This window comes from Vibrio sp. D417a (assembly GCF_030248595.1).
GTDB classification, from domain to species: Bacteria; Pseudomonadota; Gammaproteobacteria; order Enterobacterales; family Vibrionaceae; genus Vibrio; species Vibrio alginolyticus.
The window spans coordinates 60,851-78,146 of the sequence record NZ_JAHGAM010000003.1; the positions used below are offsets into that span (position 1 = coordinate 60,851).

A 17,296-nucleotide genomic window follows, 5' to 3' on the forward strand; every position below is an offset into this window, starting at 1 on the left:
ACGACTTAAATTACATATCGTCGTAGGCTTCTATTTCTGATCCCTCAATAACGTAAGCCGTTTCTGCTAGTTCGTGGTTTATCGTCTCGGTTTTCAACGTTCCAACCACATATATGACATCCCACAACTCTTGAACAGGCGCGCCTTTCGGAAACTTCACGTAAATGATCTGGTTTGGAGGCGGTGGTGGCACGTGAATACAAGCTCCAAAATATGGCACTAATAAAAACTCGGTGACGGTATCGGCATCACCTTCAAGTGGGATAACAAACCCTGGAATTTTAACTTGGCTTCCGTTCAGTTCTGGTCGAACATTACCAATCTTGGACTGCTGCGCTGCGCCACCACTGTGATCAGATGCAGGCATGCCTATACTGTCGAACAATTTACGCTCTTTTTCTGGAACAAGGTCAATCCAGTCAAGCTTCAATGGTTCTTCGCTGGCCATAACAGGCGCTGTGAATGCGACGACCAGCAAGCAACTTGCGAGTATTTTTTTCCACATTTTATTAAATCCTTATTGTCATTCCGTCACTCAGTGACTGTCGGTAGGCGCGGAGTGCGGGAATGAAACCAATCACAATACCAGCGCATTGTACGAAACCTAATAGCATCCACTCATAAGTAGATAAGATGCTTAAGGTGAGATGTATTCCATAGTGCTGTTGGATGATCGGCTGCGCGATAGCAAGAATGGCATACAGCCCAGTAACGCCAGTAATAATACCAGCAGCAGTAAGCAAGCTAGCTTCACTAATTAAGAGTGAGAAAACATGACGAGGCCTTGCTCCCATGGCACGCAAAATCGCCATTTCACGGCGGCGTTCCTGTAGGCTAGTTAATAGACTGCTTAACATACCTAACAACCCTGCAATCACGACAAAACCAGATACTGCCATTAGGGCTTGCTCTGCAACCGACATCATTCCCCATAACTCATGCAACGCAACGCCGGGCATAATGGCGCTAAGCGGCTCTTTGGGGTAGGTGTTAATTTGTCTTTGCAGGGCGAAAGTTTGAATACGAGATTTCAAACCAACGAGCATAGCGGTAATTTGTTTGGGCTGAAAGTCTCTGTTTTTGAGATCTTGTGCCTTGGGTGTCGGGCCCAAACGCGCACCACTTTCCCACCCAACGTGAATGGCTTCGATGGCTTCCAATGATACATGGACAGTTTTGTCGACTGGTGTTCCTGTAGGAGCAAGGATACCGACAACTTTAAATGGCAGATTGTCATGACGGCTAAAGCCAACGTCGCTAATGCCGTGGGCAATGATGATTTCGCTACCGATATCATAACCAAGTTGTTTAGCGACATCAGAACCTAGCACGGTTTCAAATAAACCATTGAATTCTCTACCCTTGCCAAATGTTAGTGGTTGCTTACTTCCAAACTTGTAATGCTCAAAGTAACTGTGATTGGTTCCCATAACTCGGAAGCCTTTATGCGAGTCGCCAAGCGAGATTGGAATAGCCCAATCGACTGAACGATGATTGGCAAACTCTTGGTAGCTTTTCCAATCGATGTTGTTGGTCGCATTACCAATACGAAACACAGAATAGAGCAATAGGTTCACTTGCCCAGAGCGTCCACCAATAATGAGGTCTGTGCCTGAAATTGTATTGGCGAAGCTATCCTTGGCTTGAGTTCGGATACGCTCGACGCCCAAGAGGAGTACCACTGAAATCGCAACGGTCATGATGGTTAGAATTGCCGTCGCTTTGCGGTTCATCAAGCTTTTCCAGGCGAGCTTTACAACAGCACTCATGATATGGCTCCTAGGCTAGATACTTGATTAATGTCGGGTAGATTGAGCGTGCGATCGAATAAGGGTTCGAGTGTTGGGTCGTGGCTAACGAATACCAGTGTGGCATTGGCTTGATTCGCTTGCTCCATAAGGAGCTCAATAAATGCTTTACGATTGTCATAGTCTAAAGCTGAGGTTGGTTCGTCAGCGATCACTAACTCTGGATGTCCTATCAGAGCTCGAGCCGCAGCCACACGTTGTTGTTGACCAATACTCAATTCAGAGACAGGGCGTGTATGAAGCTCGTTTGGCAAGTGCAGTCGTTCTAGTAGGGCCTGAGCCTGTTCATTTAACGTTTGAGATGAGGCACCTAAATGGGCACGGTCACGTCGTATTTTACTGAACTGACATGGCAATAATACGTTTTCAAGTACGTTAAGGTACGGCAATAAATTGAACTGTTGAAAGATGTAGCCAATATGATTGGCGCGAAAGCGGTCTCTCTGACTGGCACTTAAACTAGCAAGGTCAGTATCGAGTACAGATAGAGAGCCTGAAGTTAATGTGTTAATCCCCGTCAACAAAGCGAGCAAGGTCGATTTACCGCAGCCACTTGGACCTTTGATAAACACATGTTCGCCTTGTGTAATGTGTAATTTGGGGATGTGGATGGTCGCGTTGGTTGAACCGGGCCAGAAAAATTGGGCATCCTCTAGCTCGACAACATTTGGTGTGGTTTCAGTCATATTAAATCACCAAAGCTGTGGCGTGTAAGTGGGTACTTACACGCCACTCGTGTTATTTGATTGCGATTTGGGTGTTATCTTTGCTTAATTTAATTGCTGATTGCATGGTATCAGTGAATATATTGACGCTGATGGACTCTGTAGTTGGGAATTGGTTAAACCAATCGGTTTGGATTTGGCTAAGCTGATTAACTTGTTCGCAATTGAAGCGATATTGCACCGAAAATTCACCGTGACCGCCATGATCGTGCGCCTCATCATGATCGTCATGGTGGTCATGTTTATCATGATGTTCATTATGATCATGGTGTTCGTGTCCTTCATGATCGTGATGTGCATGGTCATCATGGTCGTGCTCACTATGATCATGTTCCTCATGAGTTTCGCTTAGGTTGTGGCTCACGTAAGCTTCTTCAATATTACAATCAGCTTGTGAGTTAATAGCGAACAATGCGTTGCTGTCTTCGAGTGTAGCGACGGCTTGTTTAAGCGCTTGCTCTTGTTGTGCGTTTTCTGGAGCATGTTCGAAACCCACAACATCAGCTCCAGGAGCTGTGATCTCTACTAACAGATCTTTGCCATCTTGGGCGATATTAAACTCGACGTGACCATGCACATGAGCACCATGCTGGCGGTATTCGTTTGCATTCGCTGCTGTCGATAAAGTGAGGCCAATAGCAACGGCTAAAACGTGTTTTGATGACATTGTATTTTTCCTAATTTTACTGGCATTAACCAAAGGCGGTATTGCTCAGATTTGAGTTTCACTAAGTTATTGTTCCCTGACACACTAGGTGCGGAAATGAACTCAATAATTTTGAGTGTGGAATAGTTTGGAAATTAAGCAAAATAAGGAGGGGCACGAGCAGCGCCAAGAACTTCTTCGCCGTACACGAGATGCAAAAAAACATGATGATGCTGGGCGCGCGTAAAAGTCGGTGTAGAGAGGGTTGGTTGTACCTTTGCTATACCGTGCTGAACACCAGAAAATAATTGGCAATGATGATGGGTATGATGGTCGGGCGTCAGATCGACTTGATGGATTACAACCGCAAAGTTCCAAGCGATCAGCAACGCAACACTGAAAAATAAAGCAGTGCGATACCAATATCTTAGTATTTTTTGCTGGTGGTGGTACATCTGAGCTCCTCTTACCGACTGTTATAATATAACACCCATAATGAATAAAAGTTCACTCTTTTGTTGGCTAGCAGAAAAATTTAACTCCACACATACGTGCCGAAAAATATTGGTAATACTCTCTGATGGAAGTGTCGCAATTATAAAGAGCAGAGTTATCACTGCCCATGCTTCTAATCAAATTCATATAGCTCCTTACAACAAGAACAAGGAGCCATTCAATGAAGCTAGATGTTCTGTTTAATAAGCTCAATGACTTTTGTTATCTCATCTTGCTCAAGTGCGCCCTCTTTGACGAACAGAATTTTGCCCGTTTTGTCTTGAACAATAATGGCCGAACTTTCTTCTTTCAGGTCCCAAGTATTAGCAACTACGCCATTTTCATCAAGAACCATGGATGACCAAGGAAACTCTTTTTTACTGTCTTGAGCTGAAGACTTCACGAAAGAGCCTGTCCCCCAAATTGCATCATCTTGGTTGATGATAGTCGTCGTCTGGTAGCTTTCTTGTGGAAAATTTGCCGCTGTTATTGCTGACATTAAAGGGGCATTCATCTCTTTTGAGCTGCTACGGCCTGCGATGGCTTGAATAACACGAACTTTGCCTTGCATATGTTGAGTTGCCCAGGGTTGGTATGCAACGCCTTCGCCTTGTAAAACAATCTCGCCGTAAGCGGCAACATTGACAGGAGGAACGCTTTTTCCCACTGACAAGTTGTGTGCAAAGGTCAAGCTTGGCGTTAAGGCCAGTAGTAGAGGTAGGAGAGTCTTAGTTTTCATATTGTTATATTCCGTACGAGGTTTGGAAGCTTCCAGTATATATCCAGATCCTAGAAATTTGTAGGACCGTTGATAACATTTATTTAACGTATGGAGTGGTGTAATCTTGCGTTATATTTAGAATTTGCTAAAATGAGTTCCGTCGCAAATTGCGCATTAAGATTGCAGAGGAAAAATAAGCAATCCGTGTTTTCTCAAAGGAATTGAGGTGAGTTATGCTACGTGAGTTTGCTGTGTATCGACCATTACAAGTGGCCCGTTTTGTTAAAACGTTGTTCAAAGGTCAGTTTTTTATTGTCGGGGTTGGCTGTTTTCAGTTCGACAATGGCAAAGTGTTACTACCTGATGTCAACGATCATAAAAGGCTCACCATCTTTAAAGAAGTCAACCAAGTGATAGCATCATTATCGGCTTAGTTAGCTTGGTACCCACTTAGATTTAGAAAAGAGCGACCATATCGGTCGCTCTTTTTGTTGCTGGTTAGGTTTATCCTTGGAGGCTTGGTGGGAAGCAAACTCCCGTTCCTCCGATGCCACAGTAGCCATCAGGGTTTTTCGCCAAATATTGCTGGTGGTAGGTTTCCGCAAAGTAATACGGACCTGCTGGTTGTATTTCGGTGGTGATGTTCGCGCGTTGCTCTTCTTGCAGTGCTTGCTGATACAAGAGTTTCGATTTCTCTGCGCTCTCGAGTTGCTCCGTCGAATAAGTGTAAATTGCAGAACGATATTGAGTACCTAAGTCGTTACCTTGACGCATTCCCTGAGTTGGGTCGTGTTTTTCCCAAAAAACAGCCAGTAGCTTTTCTAATGAGATGACGCGTTCATCGAAAACGACTCGTACGACTTCTGTATGACCCGTTTTACCCGTACAGACTTCTTCATAGGTGGGATTGGGTGTGTACCCCCCAGCGTAACCGACCGAAGTAGATACAACGCCGTCGAGTTGCCAAAATACGCGCTCAGCGCCCCAAAAACAGCCCATTCCGAGCAAAATCTGCTGTTGGTGTGACGTCAGAGGCGCCTTTAGGTTAGATTTATTTACAAAATGATGATCGTCAATCTGCATTGGTTGATCTCTACCTGGCAAGGCATCTTCTATACTGATCAATGTTTGTTTGTTGAGCATGGTATTTGTCCTTCAATACGTGTCTTAAATTTGCGAACTTTTTCATTTCGTCTGTATCTGATGCTGTGATGACATAGACCGCGTTAAACCTATTAATATTACAGACTTAGAATCTAATTGGCGTTATCATTATTTACGTTTACTTAACCTCATTCAGCCATAAAAGCATGATAAAAAAAGCTCTCCCCACCATTGTTGGCCTGTTTGCCTTTTCTCATGGTGCCTATGCCGATGTTTCTTTGACTTTGAAAGGCATTGATGGCGCTTTAGAAGAGAATGTCAGTGCGTATCTATCATCTATTCCAGAGAAGGATTACTCCACTTCTCTGCGTTTTCAAGCGAGATTAGATCAAAGTATCACTGAAGCGCTTAACGCGCTTGGGTATTATCATGCAAAAATTTCATACTCTATTCCTGAAGCGAATGATGAGTTAATTGTGCTCATCAAGCCGGGCTTGCCAGTGAAAGTGAAAGTCATGGATGTGGCCATCACCGGAGAGGCTAAAGACGATGAAGAATTTGCAAAACTTATTGAGCGCTCTCCGCTAAAAGTTGGTCAAGTTTTGAATCAAGGCCAATACGACAGCCTTAAGTCAGGCATTCGTAACTTGGCGCTTCAGCGTGGTTACTTCAATGGTGAGTTTACGCTAAGCCGATTAGAGGTTATCCCTGATCTGAACGAAGCTAATGTCCGTTTGCACTACAGCAGTGGAATACGTTTCAATTTTGGCGACGTTTCTTTTATTGGCAACCACATCTGGGAAGACCGTGTCGCATCACTACAACCTTTTAAAGAAGGGGACCCATACAACGTTTCGAAGCTGGGCGAGTTTAACCAGAAGCTATCAAATACGGAGTGGTTTTCCTCAGTTTTTGTTGAGCCTGAATTGGATAGGCTTGATGATGGCCGAGACTTGCCAATTAAAGTGTCTTTATCTCCTGCTTCGAAGAATCAGATCGAGACGGGTATTGGTTACTCAACGGATGTCGGCGTTCGAGGAACGTTGAAGTGGAAGAAACCTTGGGTGAGCTCCCGAGGACACAGTTTCAACACCGCTTTATCCCTATCTAAGCCAGAGCAAACCGTGACTGCTTCTTACAAAATTCCTTTAGAAGATGTCGCTAACGATTATTATCAAGTTCAATATGGGCTTAAAAACCTAGACAACCGTGACACACAGAGTATCGAGTCTAACCTTGCAGTGGAACGTCATTGGTTAGCAGACGGTGGTTGGCATAATACCGTTTATGTTCGTCATTTGTACGAGAGCTTTACGCAAGGTTTACAAGATGATGAATTCAACTTCGTACTTCCAGGTGCGACATTTTCTCGGACTAGGGTTCGAGGGGGCAATATGCCAATGTGGGGAGACAAGCAAAGCATCACTATTGAGTATGGTGATACCGCTATGCTTTCTGAAACTAGAGTGCTCCGCTTAATTGGCTCGACTTCTTGGATTCGTGGTATTGGAGAGAATCATCGTGGTTTGTTCCGCCTAGAAGGTGGTGCGAATATTGCCGATGAACTTGAAAAGCTATCACCGTCGCTGCGTTTCTTCGCTGGTGGTGACAATAATATTCGTGGTTACGGCTATGAATCTATTTCACCTGTGGATGAGAGTGGTGCTTTGACGGGTGGTAAATACATTGTTAGCAGTACATTAGAATACCAATATCGTGTTTATGGAAACTGGTGGGCTGCAACGTTTTACGATATTGGTGATGCGTTTAATGAAACACCAGATTGGAAATCAGGTGCTGGTGTTGGTATCCGCTGGGCGTCTCCGGTGGGCCCTGTTAGTTTTGATTTTGCATGGGGGTTGGATGCAAAACCAGAACGAGAGTTTCGTATCCACTTCTCATTGGGGCCTGAGCTATGATCAAAATGATGTTTAAGTGGACCAAATGGCTGTCGCTCAGTTTGATTGGTCTATTGCTGTTGCTCATCATTATTGTCGCGACAGTTTTGTTTACCCACCCAGGCCTCAAATTTGCCTTGTGGGGAGCTGAAAAAGCATTACCACAATTGCAGATTGAAAAAGTGCAGGGTTCATTGTTTCCTCGCTTCGAACTGCATAACGTCAGTTTTGTCGATGAGTCTTTGAATATCGACGCCAAAGTCGAGCGTTTAGCTTTGGCAGTGAACTTCCGCTGCTTCTTTGACCCTAAGGTCTGTGTCGATGAGTTAAGACTGCAGGGGCTTGACTTTAAGATGCCAGAGCTACCGCCAGCAAGCGAGGAGCAAGAGGAAACACCACCACTGCGTTCTATCAGTACGCCAGTGCCAATTTTTGTTAATAAAGTCAGCTTTAATGACATCAATATCAATGTGCTGGGCAATCAAATTGATTGGCAAACGTTCTCGACCGCTTTGTCGATGCAGGGTGATCGTTTGGTGATTGCACCTACCGCGTTGAAAGACATTAATGTGGCTTTAGCACCAAGTGAGGCTGAACCTGAAGCGGCTGCCGATGAGCCGAAAGAAACTGACGTTACGCCGCAAGATATTGTGTTACCCGAAGTATGGATTCCACTGACGGTGGAAGCGCGTCGTCTTGATATTCACAATTTCAAACTGGCAGGTGAAACGCCAGTGATCGTCAATCATCTTGGTTTGGTTGCAAGAGCAGGCGGTGAGCGTGTTGATGTCAAAACATTAGAGCTCGACATGCCAGAAGTGGAAGGCAAGTTGAGCACACAAGTGACGCTTTCTTCTGATTACCCTATCAAAGCGCAACTGGACGCGTTAGTGAAGCAAGCGGATGCGAAGGGACAAAAACTGTCGCTTTCGGTCTCGGGTTCGGTTGGTGATTTGTCACTAAATGCTACGCTTTCTGAGCTTGTACAAGCGGAGATCAAAGGTGATATTCAACCGCTTAAAACGCAGTTACCGTTTGATGTCGCGATTAAAAATGTACAGGCGCAATGGCCGCTATTTGGACAAAGCGATTACCAGGTTTCTGTACCAAGCTTGGCGGCAAAAGGCTCACTTGATGGCTACGAAGTCGCATTAGAAACCAAAGCGTCAGGCAAAGATATTCCCGCCGTTGATGTCGCACTAAACGGCAAAGGTACGTTAGAGCAAATTGACCTCGAAAGCCTTGTAGTGAAAACCCTGGGAGGCGAACTCTCTGGGAAAGTCATGGCCAATTGGGCCGCGCCAATCAACTGGCAAGCTGACTTAAACCTGAAAAACATTCAACCAGGTTTACAATGGAAAGAAGCAGAAGGGGATATCAGCGGTAACCTTTCGACTTCGGGGTCGTTAACAGAACAAGGCGGTTGGCAAGTCAGTTTGCCTAAGTTAGACATTGACGGCATTTTGCGAGGGTATCCGCTGAATGTTGAAGGGCAACTTGAAGCGTCTGATAAGAACGGCAAAGGCGAAGACATCCAACTTACCACTCAGGGTTTAGCGCTTTCTCATGGTCCAAACCAACTCAGTGCAAAGGGTAAGATAGATAAGCAAATTCTGATGGATGTTGAGGTTAACTTCCCTGATTTTGCAAAAAGTGTTCCGGATCTTGCAGGTAAAATGCAGGGTAAAGTCGCACTACGTGGTAGCTTGAAAGAACCAGACATCAATCTTGATCTCGCTTTAAATCAGATAAACTGGCAGCAACAGGCGAACGTAGAAACGATCACCTTAAAGGGTGATGTGAAGCCTCTGCCAGCACCAAAAGCGAACATAAGCCTAATTGCGAACAACATTACCTATGACGACATAAAAGTTGATAGTGCTGACCTTGAAGTCTCTGGGGATGAAAAACTGCATCAACTGACGCTCGATGTAGTATCTGACCTGGTGTCGACCAGTTTAGAAATTGAAGGGACATTCCAGCAGAAACCAGAAATGATTTGGGATGGGGCGCTGCGCCGCTTGACGCTGAGCTCGCAACAAGGCCCGTGGGCGTTGCAAAAATCGACCGCGGTGAAGGTCAATATCGACAAACAGATCGCGAACGTTCAAGCGCATTGTTGGTTGCAAGCGGAGTCGAGCGTATGTCTAACCGAAGACATTAGTGTCGGTAAGAGTGGCCAGGCGAAGTTAGCTATCAATGATTTTGATTTTGACCAAATCAAACAATTCCTGCCGCCAGAAACCAAGCTGCAAGGCTCGGTTAATGCACAGGCTTTTGCTAAATGGGCACCAGAGAAAAAGCCTGAAGTAACCTTAAGTGTCAATATGCCAAAAGGCCAAGTTGAACAAGCGCTTGAACAGCCAATTAAAGTCGGTTGGGAAAGCTTCAACTTTAAAGCAGCATTAGCGAAAGACAAGCTTGATGCCGAGTGGCTATTTGATGTGAAAGATAACGGTGACTTGTCTGGTAAGGTTTCTTTACTGAATGTCTCGTCTGAAAAGCCCACTATTGATGGTAAGGTTTCACTCTCTACGTTCCACTTGGACTTCTTGGCACCGTTGATTGGTGAGTACAGCTTGTTTAAAGCAAACATGAATACTGACCTAGCGATATCAGGTGACGTTATGCATCCGAAGGTGAACGGTCAGTTCTTGATTGACCAAATGAAGCTACAGGGTGAAGTCACACCGATAGATATAAACTCAGGGCAGGTCGTCATCAACTTTAAAGGCCATCAAGCGGACTTGGATGCCGGAATTTTAACCCCGGATGGTGAGTTGAACGTTACCGGTGATGCCGACTGGCAGGACTTACAGAACTGGCGCACTAAAGCGCGTGTATTTGCTAAAGAGCTCAATGTTGATTTGCCTCCAATGGTAAAAATCAAAGTGGAGCCTGACATGACAATAGATGTGACCCCTCAGCTTGCGAAAATTGAGGGTGATATTAATTTGCCATGGGGCAGAATTGTCGTCGAAGAGCTTCCACCAAGTGCGGTAGGCGTATCGAGTGATACCGTTATTCTCGATAAAAACTTGCAGCCAGTGGACGATGTGGCTGCGATGCCGTTTGATGTGGAAACGAACATCAACATTAAAATTGGTGATGACTTCCAACTTGCCGCTTTTGGTTTAAAAGGTGGGTTGAAAGGGAACCTAAACGTGACACAAAAAGACAAAGGTCCGTTCATCGTTGGTGAAGTGAATGTTGTCGATGGTTCTTATCGTTCGTTTGGTCAGGACTTATTGATTAAAGAAGGTAAGATTCTGATGAATGGTCCACCAGACCAACCTTACTTGTCTATCAAAGCGATTCGTAATCCAGACAATACCCAAGATGATGTCATTGCGGGGGTACAAGTGTCGGGCCCAGCATCTGATCCGAGTATAGAAATTTTCTCAGAGCCCGCGATGAACCAAGCCAATGCACTTTCTTATCTACTTCGTGGTCAAGATATTGATGGTGAAGCCGGTGGTAATGCAATGACGACTACCTTAATTGGTTTAAGCTTGGCGAAGAGTGGTCGTGTGGTTGGTGAAATCGGTGAAGCCTTTGGCGTACAAGATTTACAGCTGGACACTGCTGGGTCGGGCGATGATTCGCAAGTGACGGTGAGTGGTTATATTCTGCCAGGTTTGCAGGTGAAATATGGTGTCGGCATCTTTAACTCCCTAGGTGAGTTCACTGTGCGTTACCGATTGATGCAAGACTTGTATTTAGAAGCGGTATCTGGTGTAGATAGCGCCGTTGACCTACTCTATCAGTTTGAGTTCGATTAAAGTGCTTTAACCTAAGCATACACAGTCATGACTAAGGAGTGGTTATGCAGCATTTGATTTTTGTCTACGGCACGTTACGCAAGGGAGAGTACAACCATCAGTATTTGCGCTCGGCGCAGTTTCTTGGTTTACATGAAACGGATGCTCAATTTGCAATGTATGACTTAGGCCCTTATCCAGCGTTGTCTGATGGGCAACGCTCGATTCAAGGTGAAGTGTATCTGATTGATGATGAAACCTTATCCGAGCTAGATAAGTTGGAAGATGTGCCAGTGGAATATCGCCGAGAGAGCATCGTTACGCCGTTTGGCCAAGCTTGGATCTACTTATATCAAGATACTGAGCAATTAACCGAAGAAATCGCTTCCGGCGATTGGTGTCAAAAGGTGTGAGCTATACTGACATTATCAATAGCAACGAGCTAAACACTAAGGAGTCACGATGAAAGCATTCGTAATTGGAGTAATGGCGTTGCTTCTTGCTGCATGCGCACAAACAACACTACCGACTTCGAATAATGTGACCGATTGGCAAGTGTTTGGTAAGCAGTCAGCTTTAGATGGATTACGGGAGTTATCTGAGGAGCGAATTGCGAAGCTGGATGATGTTAACCATGCGACGCCAGAACTGATAATGGCTTATCAAGCGGGTTACCAGCAAGGCAAACAAGAGTATTGTGAGCAAAGTGCTTATATGCTCGGTGTTATCGGGCGGCCGTATTTTGGCATTTGTGATGATGTTGACCCCTTCTTTCAACATGACTACGACGCTGGACGAATGTCTTCAGCAGGCGCACCTATCTAGTTGACACAGGTAAGATGAAAGCAAAAGAGCTGCCCTAGAGCAGCTCTTTTTAATTTTGTATCAGCAGTGATGCTTATTTTTTCTGAGCTCGCTCGTAAGATTCTAGGATTTCAGCTTTGGCGGCAGCAACATCTGCCCAACCATCCACTTTCACCCATTTGCCTGCTTCAAGCTCTTTGTAACGCTCAAAGAATTGCGTGATCTGCGCTTTCAGTAGTTCTGGGATATCGTCCACATCTTGGATGTGCTCGTACTCTTTCGAGATTTTTGAGTGGGGAACCGCAAACACTTTTGCATCTTCACCCGATTCATCTGTCATCTTCAAAACGCCAACAGGACGGCAGCGAATGACTGAACCTGGCATGAGTGGGTATGGTGTTGGTACCAATACGTCGACTGGGTCGCCATCAAGAGACAGGGTATTGTTCACGTAGCCATAGTTGCATGGGTAGAACATTGGTGCAGACATGAAACGGTCGACAAATACAGCACCAGAGTCTTTATCTACTTCGTACTTGATTGGATCTGCATTTGCAGGAATTTCGATAACGACATAGATATCTTCAGGCAGCGACTTGCCTGCTGGTACATGGTTTAAGCTCATTAGAATATTCCTTTTCATTAACGATGAGTCACACAAAAGCGGCTTCATCTGATGATAAATTCGCGTTTCACTTTAGCGACAAAAACGCGGCAGGTAAACACCTGCCGCGTTGGACAAAGGTCTGAAATTATTCTTCGTCGCGGTGCAGTTCAAGGAACTCTTCAACTTTGCGAACCATGTTCTTCGAACCCACAAAGAAAGGTACACGCTGGTGCAACTCAGTAGGCTTGATGTCCATAATGCGATTCACGCCGTCCGATGCAATGCCGCCAGCTTGCTCAATGAGGAATGCCATAGGGTTACATTCGTAAAGCAGGCGTAGCTTGCCTTGTGGGTGGCTTTGTGTGCTTGGGTAAAGGTAGATACCACCTTTCAGTAGGTTGCGGTGGAAATCAGCAACCAGCGAGCCAATGTAGCGAGAAGTGTATGGGCGACCGTCTTCTGGCACGTTTTCTTGGCAGTACTTGATGTACTTCTTCACCCCTTGAGGGAAACGAATGTAATTACCTTCGTTGATGGAGTAGATCTTACCATCATCAGGAATCATCATGTTTTCATGAGAAAGACAGAAGCTGCCGATAGATGGGTCGTAAGTAAAGCCGTTTACGCCGTTACCAGTTGTGTATACCAACATGGTGGAGGAGCCGTAAATCACGTAGCCCGCAGCCACTTGCTTGTGACCAGGTTGTAGGAAGTCTTCTTCAGTTGGTGGAGTACCGATTGGAGAAACACGACGGTAAATCGAGAAGATAGTACCAACAGAGACGTTCACATCGATGTTAGAAGAACCATCAAGTGGGTCCATCAGTACTACATATTTGGCGTTTTGGTTGAGTTCTTTATTGAACGCAACTGCTTCGTCTTCTTCTTCACTGGCAACGCCACACACTTGATCACGAGCTTCAAGCGCGGCTTTGAACTTATCGTTCGCGTAAACATCGAGCTTTTGCTGATCTTCACCTTGGACATTTTCCGTGCCTACAGCACCAGTGATATCACCGAGACCCGCTGCGTTGATTTCGCGGTTAACGATTTTTGCAGCTAAACGAATGGAGGCTAAAAGGGATGATAGATCACCGCTAGCGTGGGGGAAATCCGCTTGTTTTTCGACAATGAACTCGCCTAGGGTGCGCAGTCCTGACATGGTTAATCCTTACATTTTCATTTCATTGGGGGTAGTGCGCAAGTGAGCATCTCTTTATGGATGTTAAACGATTGCGCTGGATGTAAGTTTAAGTCGCAGATCTTTTTAATGGTAATGAAGTAACTGTTTGAGATCTCAATTTATTTGTAGACTTGTTTGAGGGATTCATCAGTAAGCAAGAGGTTGTACAGTCTGTGTTCAACCTTGTCATATTTGTGAAAGGGACTGCAAGAAGAAGGCTAAAGTCACTCGCTTTTCAGGCGGTAATCGCGATAATGAAAGCATTAAAAAACGCATTACAAGGTTTAGTTTATGCACATTCATATCTTGGGTATCTGTGGCACATTTATGGGCGGCGCAGCGATTCTAGCGCGCCAATTAGGACATAAAGTCACTGGTTCTGATGCCAACGTTTATCCGCCAATGAGCACACTGCTTGAGTCTCAAGGTATTGAAATTATTGAAGGCTTTGACCCGTCTCAACTCGACCCTCAACCAGATCTTGTGGTGATTGGTAATGCGATGAGCCGTGGCAACCCTTGTGTCGAGCATGTGCTCAACACTAACATGCGTTACACCTCTGGCCCGCAGTGGCTCAACGAGTTTTTGCTGCATGATCGTTGGGTATTGGCGGTATCGGGTACACATGGGAAAACGACCACGTCGAGCATGCTTGCTTGGATACTTGAAGATTGTGGTTATCAACCGGGTTTCTTAGTCGGTGGGGTACTCGGTAACTTCGGAGTGTCTGCTCGTTTGGGTGAAAGTATGTTTTTTGTCGTTGAAGCGGACGAATATGACAGTGCTTTTTTCGATAAGCGTTCTAAGTTTGTGCACTACCATCCTCGCACTTTAATCATGAACAACCTTGAGTTTGATCATGCTGACATCTTCGATGATCTAGAAGCGATCAAGCGCCAATTCCATCATTTAGTGCGAACTGTACCGGGCAATGGGTTGATCTTAGCGCCGAGAAAAGATCAGGCGTTAGCGGATGTATTAGAGCGTGGCTGCTGGACTGAAAAACAGTTCTCTGGTGAGAATGGTGACTGGCAAGCGCACAAATTAGTGCTTGATGGCTCAAAATTTGACGTTGCGTTGCAAGGCGAGAAGGTTGGTACCGTCGAATGGAATTTGGTGGGTGACCACAATGTGGATAATGCGCTGATGGCAATCGCTGCTGCACGACATGTTGGAGTCACTCCGGATCTTGCTTGCCAGGCATTAGGGCGTTTCATCAATACCAAGCGCCGTTTAGAGCTGAAAAGTGAAGAACAAGGTGTGACGGTTTACGATGATTTTGCGCATCACCCAACGGCAATTGAACTTACTGTCGGTGGTTTGCGTAACAAGGTAGGTGAAAAACGCATCCTTGCTGTGTTAGAGCCGCGTTCTGCCACCATGAAGCGTGGTGTACACAAAAACACACTTGCAGAGTCACTACACAGTGCAGATGAAGTCTTCTTGTTCCAGCCAGATAATATCGAGTGGTCTGTGCAAGACATTGCCGACCAATGCAAACAGCCAGCGTTTGTCGATGCGGATATAGATAACTTTGTAGCCAAGATCGTCGAACGTGCGCGACCAGGTGACCAAATTCTAGTCATGAGTAACGGTGGCTTTGGTGGTATTCACGGAAAACTTCTTGAGCAGTTAAAACAAAAAGCCTGATTGATATGCAAAACAAAACACAACCCTCTCACAAAAAAGCCATCACGTTGGCATTAACGGGGGCTTCTGGTGCTCCCTACGGCCTTCGTCTTTTAGAATGCTTGGTTGCGGCGGATTATCATGTCTACGTTCTGATTTCTTCGGCGGCTCGTGTCGTGATGGCAACCGAGCATAATCTTAAGCTACCAAGTGGCCCAGAAGCAGCACAGCAAGCATTAGTAGAGCACCTGAACTGCAATCCAAATAACATCACCGTTTGCGGTAAAGACGATTGGTTCTCGCCGGTTGCGTCTGGTTCTGCTGCACCCAAGCAAATGGTGGTTTGCCCATGCTCTGCGGGAAGCGTTGCGGCCATAGCACACGGTATGTCGGACAACTTGATCGAACGGGCCGCTGATGTAGTAATGAAAGAGCGCGGGCAGCTGTTGCTCGTGGTTCGCGAAACACCATTCTCAACGCTGCATCTGGAGAACATGCACAAACTGTCGCAAATGGGCGTCACCATCATGCCAGCGGCTCCGGGCTTCTATCATCAGCCAAAGAGCATTGAAGACTTAGTGGATTTTATGGTGGCGAGAATTCTCGACCACTTAGGTATTGAGCAAGGTTTGGTGCCTCGTTGGGGTTATGACCAGCGCTCGTGAGCTGATTGTGTAACCACTCAAATACCTTTACAATCCATCCAACTCATCGGGGAGCAAACCCATTTAGCATTGAGTCAATCAATGCATTGGGGCGCTGAGACCTAAGTGTTTAACTAGGGACCCGTATTACCTGAACCAGATAATGCTGGCGTAGGAATTGAGTCTGGATATTGGAAGTCCTTAATAGCCGCCTCAAACCCTGTGCCGCTCAACTTATTTCTCTGAAATACTCATGGAGAGCGAGCAGTGAAACCCACTCTAAATCTGATTGCCCTAGCTGCAATCACCTCTACTTCAGCGTTTGCCGCTGAAAACACATTAACCATCTATACCTACGACTCTTTTGCCGCAGATTGGGGCCCGGGTCCTAAAATCGAGCAAGCTTTTGAAGCAAAATGTGGCTGTGACGTTAACTTCGTAGCGTTGGACGATGGTGTGTCGATTCTGAATCGTCTTCGTCTTGAAGGCGGTAATAGCAAAGCGGACATCGTATTAGGTTTGGATAACAATCTGATGGCAGAAGCGAAGAAAACCGGTCTGCTTGCCGAGCACAATGTGGATACGTCCAATACAGTGTTACCAAACGGTTGGAGTGACACGACGTTTGTACCGTACGATTACGGCTACTTCGCGTTTGTGTACAACAAAGAGAAACTGGCTAATCCGCCGAAAAGCATGAAAGAGCTGGTGGAAACGCGCGACGATCTGAAAGTGATTTACCAAGATCCGCGGACTTCAACGCCGGGCCAAGGCTTAATGCTATGGATGAAATCTATTTATGGCGACGATGTGACGCAAGCGTGGCAGAAGCTAGCGAGCAAAACCGTAACGGTCACGAAAGGTTGGTCTGAGGCGTATTCTATGTTCCTCAATGGTGAGTCCGATTTAGTGCTTTCTTACACCACTTCACCTGCGTACCACTTAATTGCGGAAAACGATTCGAAGTTTGCTACGGCGAATTTTGCTGAAGGCCACTACATGCAAGTTGAAGTAGCCGCCAAAGTGAAAGGGGCAAAAAACTCAGAACTTGCTGATCAATTTATGAGTTTCATTTTAAGTGATGAGTTCCAATCGGCGATGCCAACGGGTAACTGGATGTACCCAGTCACTGACGTTGAGTTACCTAAAGGTTTTGAAACTTTGAGTGTTCCAAGCAAGTCGTTGAGCTTTAGTGCTGATGAAGTGGCAAAAATGCGTAAGTCTTGGATTCGCGAATGGCAAAGCGCATTGACGTTTTAGCTGACGTTTCC

17 protein-coding genes and 1 riboswitch are annotated in these 17,296 nt (G+C 45.6%); of the genes, 8 read left to right on the forward strand and 9 right to left on the reverse strand.

Annotated features, from left to right (window positions below):
* Positions 1–10: 10 nt before the first annotated feature.
* From KI742_RS02655 to KI742_RS02680, 6 genes are all read right to left on the reverse strand, one after another.
* Positions 11–505, reverse strand: a complete 495-nt coding sequence (locus KI742_RS02655; RefSeq protein ID WP_005379600.1) for a DUF3299 domain-containing protein — start codon at positions 503–505, stop codon at positions 11–13.
* A 4-nt stretch (positions 506–509) separates the two neighbouring features.
* Positions 510–1,769, reverse strand: a complete 1,260-nt coding sequence (locus KI742_RS02660; RefSeq protein ID WP_053306844.1) for an ABC transporter permease — start codon at positions 1,767–1,769, stop codon at positions 510–512.
* A complete protein-coding gene (locus KI742_RS02665) occupies positions 1,766–2,494 on the reverse strand; it encodes an ABC transporter ATP-binding protein (RefSeq protein ID WP_042522447.1) in 729 nt (242 codons plus the stop codon). The genes KI742_RS02660 and KI742_RS02665 overlap by 4 nt, the downstream gene beginning before the upstream one ends.
* Before the next feature lie 52 nt (positions 2,495–2,546).
* Positions 2,547–3,200 (reverse strand): DUF2796 domain-containing protein, encoded by a 654-nt coding sequence (locus KI742_RS02670; protein WP_285385114.1) that lies wholly within the window; start codon positions 3,198–3,200, stop codon positions 2,547–2,549.
* Between the two features lie 134 nt (positions 3,201–3,334).
* A complete protein-coding gene (locus tag KI742_RS02675) occupies positions 3,335–3,634 on the reverse strand; it encodes a DUF2607 family protein (RefSeq protein ID WP_080996648.1) in 300 nt (99 codons plus the stop codon).
* Between the two features lie 227 nt (positions 3,635–3,861).
* Complete coding sequence (locus KI742_RS02680; RefSeq protein WP_005379610.1) at positions 3,862–4,413, reverse strand: YtfJ family protein; 552 nt, start codon at positions 4,411–4,413, stop codon at positions 3,862–3,864.
* A gap of 215 nt (positions 4,414–4,628) precedes the next feature.
* On the opposite strand from KI742_RS02680, the gene KI742_RS02685 reads away from it, so the two are divergent.
* Positions 4,629–4,829: a DUF1107 domain-containing protein gene (locus KI742_RS02685; RefSeq protein ID WP_005379612.1), complete on the forward strand. Its 201-nt coding sequence runs from the start codon at positions 4,629–4,631 to the stop codon at positions 4,827–4,829.
* Positions 4,830–4,899: 70 nt separating this feature from the next.
* Here the strand turns inward: KI742_RS02685 and msrA are convergent, their stop codons facing one another.
* Entirely contained in the window at positions 4,900–5,538 is a 639-nt protein-coding gene (gene msrA, locus KI742_RS02690) for a peptide-methionine (S)-S-oxide reductase MsrA (protein WP_017633451.1), read from the reverse strand.
* A 167-nt stretch (positions 5,539–5,705) separates the two neighbouring features.
* Between msrA and KI742_RS02695 the strand changes: the two genes are divergently transcribed.
* Genes KI742_RS02695 through KI742_RS02710 form a run of 4 tightly spaced genes read left to right on the forward strand, consistent with a single transcriptional unit; the run spans position 5,706 to position 11,983 of the window.
* Positions 5,706–7,418 (forward strand): autotransporter assembly complex family protein, encoded by a 1,713-nt coding sequence (locus KI742_RS02695; protein WP_285385116.1) that lies wholly within the window; start codon positions 5,706–5,708, stop codon positions 7,416–7,418.
* A complete protein-coding gene (locus tag KI742_RS02700) occupies positions 7,415–11,179 on the forward strand; it encodes a translocation/assembly module TamB domain-containing protein (protein WP_005383117.1) in 3,765 nt (1,254 codons plus the stop codon). Before KI742_RS02695 ends, KI742_RS02700 begins: the two co-directional genes overlap by 4 nt.
* 44 nt (positions 11,180–11,223) lie before the next feature.
* Positions 11,224–11,571, forward strand: a complete 348-nt coding sequence (locus KI742_RS02705) for a gamma-glutamylcyclotransferase (protein WP_054576638.1) — start codon at positions 11,224–11,226, stop codon at positions 11,569–11,571.
* 49 nt (positions 11,572–11,620) lie between these two features.
* Positions 11,621–11,983, forward strand: coding sequence for a DUF2799 domain-containing protein (locus KI742_RS02710; protein ID WP_017633454.1), 363 nt, complete (start codon positions 11,621–11,623; stop codon positions 11,981–11,983).
* Positions 11,984–12,056: 73 nt separating this feature from the next.
* On the opposite strand, the gene ppa is transcribed toward KI742_RS02710, so the two are convergent.
* Entirely contained in the window at positions 12,057–12,587 is a 531-nt protein-coding gene (gene ppa, locus KI742_RS02715; protein WP_005379635.1) for an inorganic diphosphatase, read from the reverse strand.
* 127 nt (positions 12,588–12,714) lie between these two features.
* Positions 12,715–13,731, reverse strand: coding sequence for a class 1 fructose-bisphosphatase (fbp, locus tag KI742_RS02720; RefSeq protein WP_005383114.1), 1,017 nt, complete (start codon positions 13,729–13,731; stop codon positions 12,715–12,717).
* 312 nt (positions 13,732–14,043) lie between these two features.
* On the opposite strand from fbp, the gene mpl reads away from it, so the two are divergent.
* The 3 genes from mpl to thiB all read left to right on the forward strand — a co-directional run bounded on the left by mpl (position 14,044) and on the right by thiB (position 17,285).
* Positions 14,044–15,402 carry a UDP-N-acetylmuramate:L-alanyl-gamma-D-glutamyl-meso-diaminopimelate ligase gene (gene mpl / locus KI742_RS02725; RefSeq protein ID WP_285385119.1) on the forward strand — a complete coding sequence of 453 codons (1,359 nt, stop codon included), beginning with the start codon at positions 14,044–14,046 and terminating at the stop codon, positions 15,400–15,402.
* A gap of 5 nt (positions 15,403–15,407) precedes the next feature.
* Positions 15,408–16,046 carry a flavin prenyltransferase UbiX gene (locus tag KI742_RS02730; protein WP_025768362.1) on the forward strand — a complete coding sequence of 213 codons (639 nt, stop codon included), beginning with the start codon at positions 15,408–15,410 and terminating at the stop codon, positions 16,044–16,046.
* A gap of 37 nt (positions 16,047–16,083) precedes the next feature.
* A riboswitch (TPP riboswitch) is annotated at positions 16,084–16,220 on the forward strand.
* A gap of 72 nt (positions 16,221–16,292) precedes the next feature.
* Entirely contained in the window at positions 16,293–17,285 is a 993-nt protein-coding gene (thiB, locus tag KI742_RS02735) for a thiamine ABC transporter substrate binding subunit (RefSeq protein ID WP_042522439.1), read from the forward strand.
* Positions 17,286–17,296 lie beyond the last annotated feature (11 nt).

Coding starts and splice junctions, on each gene's coding strand:
- KI742_RS02655 (WP_005379600.1), bottom strand. CDS start 505: ATGTGGAAAAAAATACTCGCAAGTTGCTTGCTGGTCGTCGCATTCACA.
- KI742_RS02660 (WP_053306844.1), bottom strand. CDS start 1,769: ATGAGTGCTGTTGTAAAGCTCGCCTGGAAAAGCTTGATGAACCGCAAA.
- KI742_RS02665 (WP_042522447.1), bottom strand. CDS start 2,494: ATGACTGAAACCACACCAAATGTTGTCGAGCTAGAGGATGCCCAATTT.
- KI742_RS02670 (WP_285385114.1), bottom strand. CDS start 3,200: ATGTCATCAAAACACGTTTTAGCCGTTGCTATTGGCCTCACTTTATCG.
- KI742_RS02675 (WP_080996648.1), bottom strand. CDS start 3,634: ATGTACCACCACCAGCAAAAAATACTAAGATATTGGTATCGCACTGCT.
- KI742_RS02680 (WP_005379610.1), bottom strand. CDS start 4,413: ATGAAAACTAAGACTCTCCTACCTCTACTACTGGCCTTAACGCCAAGC.
- KI742_RS02685 (WP_005379612.1), top strand. CDS start 4,629: ATGCTACGTGAGTTTGCTGTGTATCGACCATTACAAGTGGCCCGTTTT.
- msrA (WP_017633451.1), bottom strand. CDS start 5,538: ATGCTCAACAAACAAACATTGATCAGTATAGAAGATGCCTTGCCAGGT.
- KI742_RS02695 (WP_285385116.1), top strand. CDS start 5,706: ATGATAAAAAAAGCTCTCCCCACCATTGTTGGCCTGTTTGCCTTTTCT.
- KI742_RS02700 (WP_005383117.1), top strand. CDS start 7,415: ATGATCAAAATGATGTTTAAGTGGACCAAATGGCTGTCGCTCAGTTTG.
- KI742_RS02705 (WP_054576638.1), top strand. CDS start 11,224: ATGCAGCATTTGATTTTTGTCTACGGCACGTTACGCAAGGGAGAGTAC.
- KI742_RS02710 (WP_017633454.1), top strand. CDS start 11,621: ATGAAAGCATTCGTAATTGGAGTAATGGCGTTGCTTCTTGCTGCATGC.
- ppa (WP_005379635.1), bottom strand. CDS start 12,587: ATGAGCTTAAACCATGTACCAGCAGGCAAGTCGCTGCCTGAAGATATC.
- fbp (WP_005383114.1), bottom strand. CDS start 13,731: ATGTCAGGACTGCGCACCCTAGGCGAGTTCATTGTCGAAAAACAAGCG.
- mpl (WP_285385119.1), top strand. CDS start 14,044: ATGCACATTCATATCTTGGGTATCTGTGGCACATTTATGGGCGGCGCA.
- KI742_RS02730 (WP_025768362.1), top strand. CDS start 15,408: ATGCAAAACAAAACACAACCCTCTCACAAAAAAGCCATCACGTTGGCA.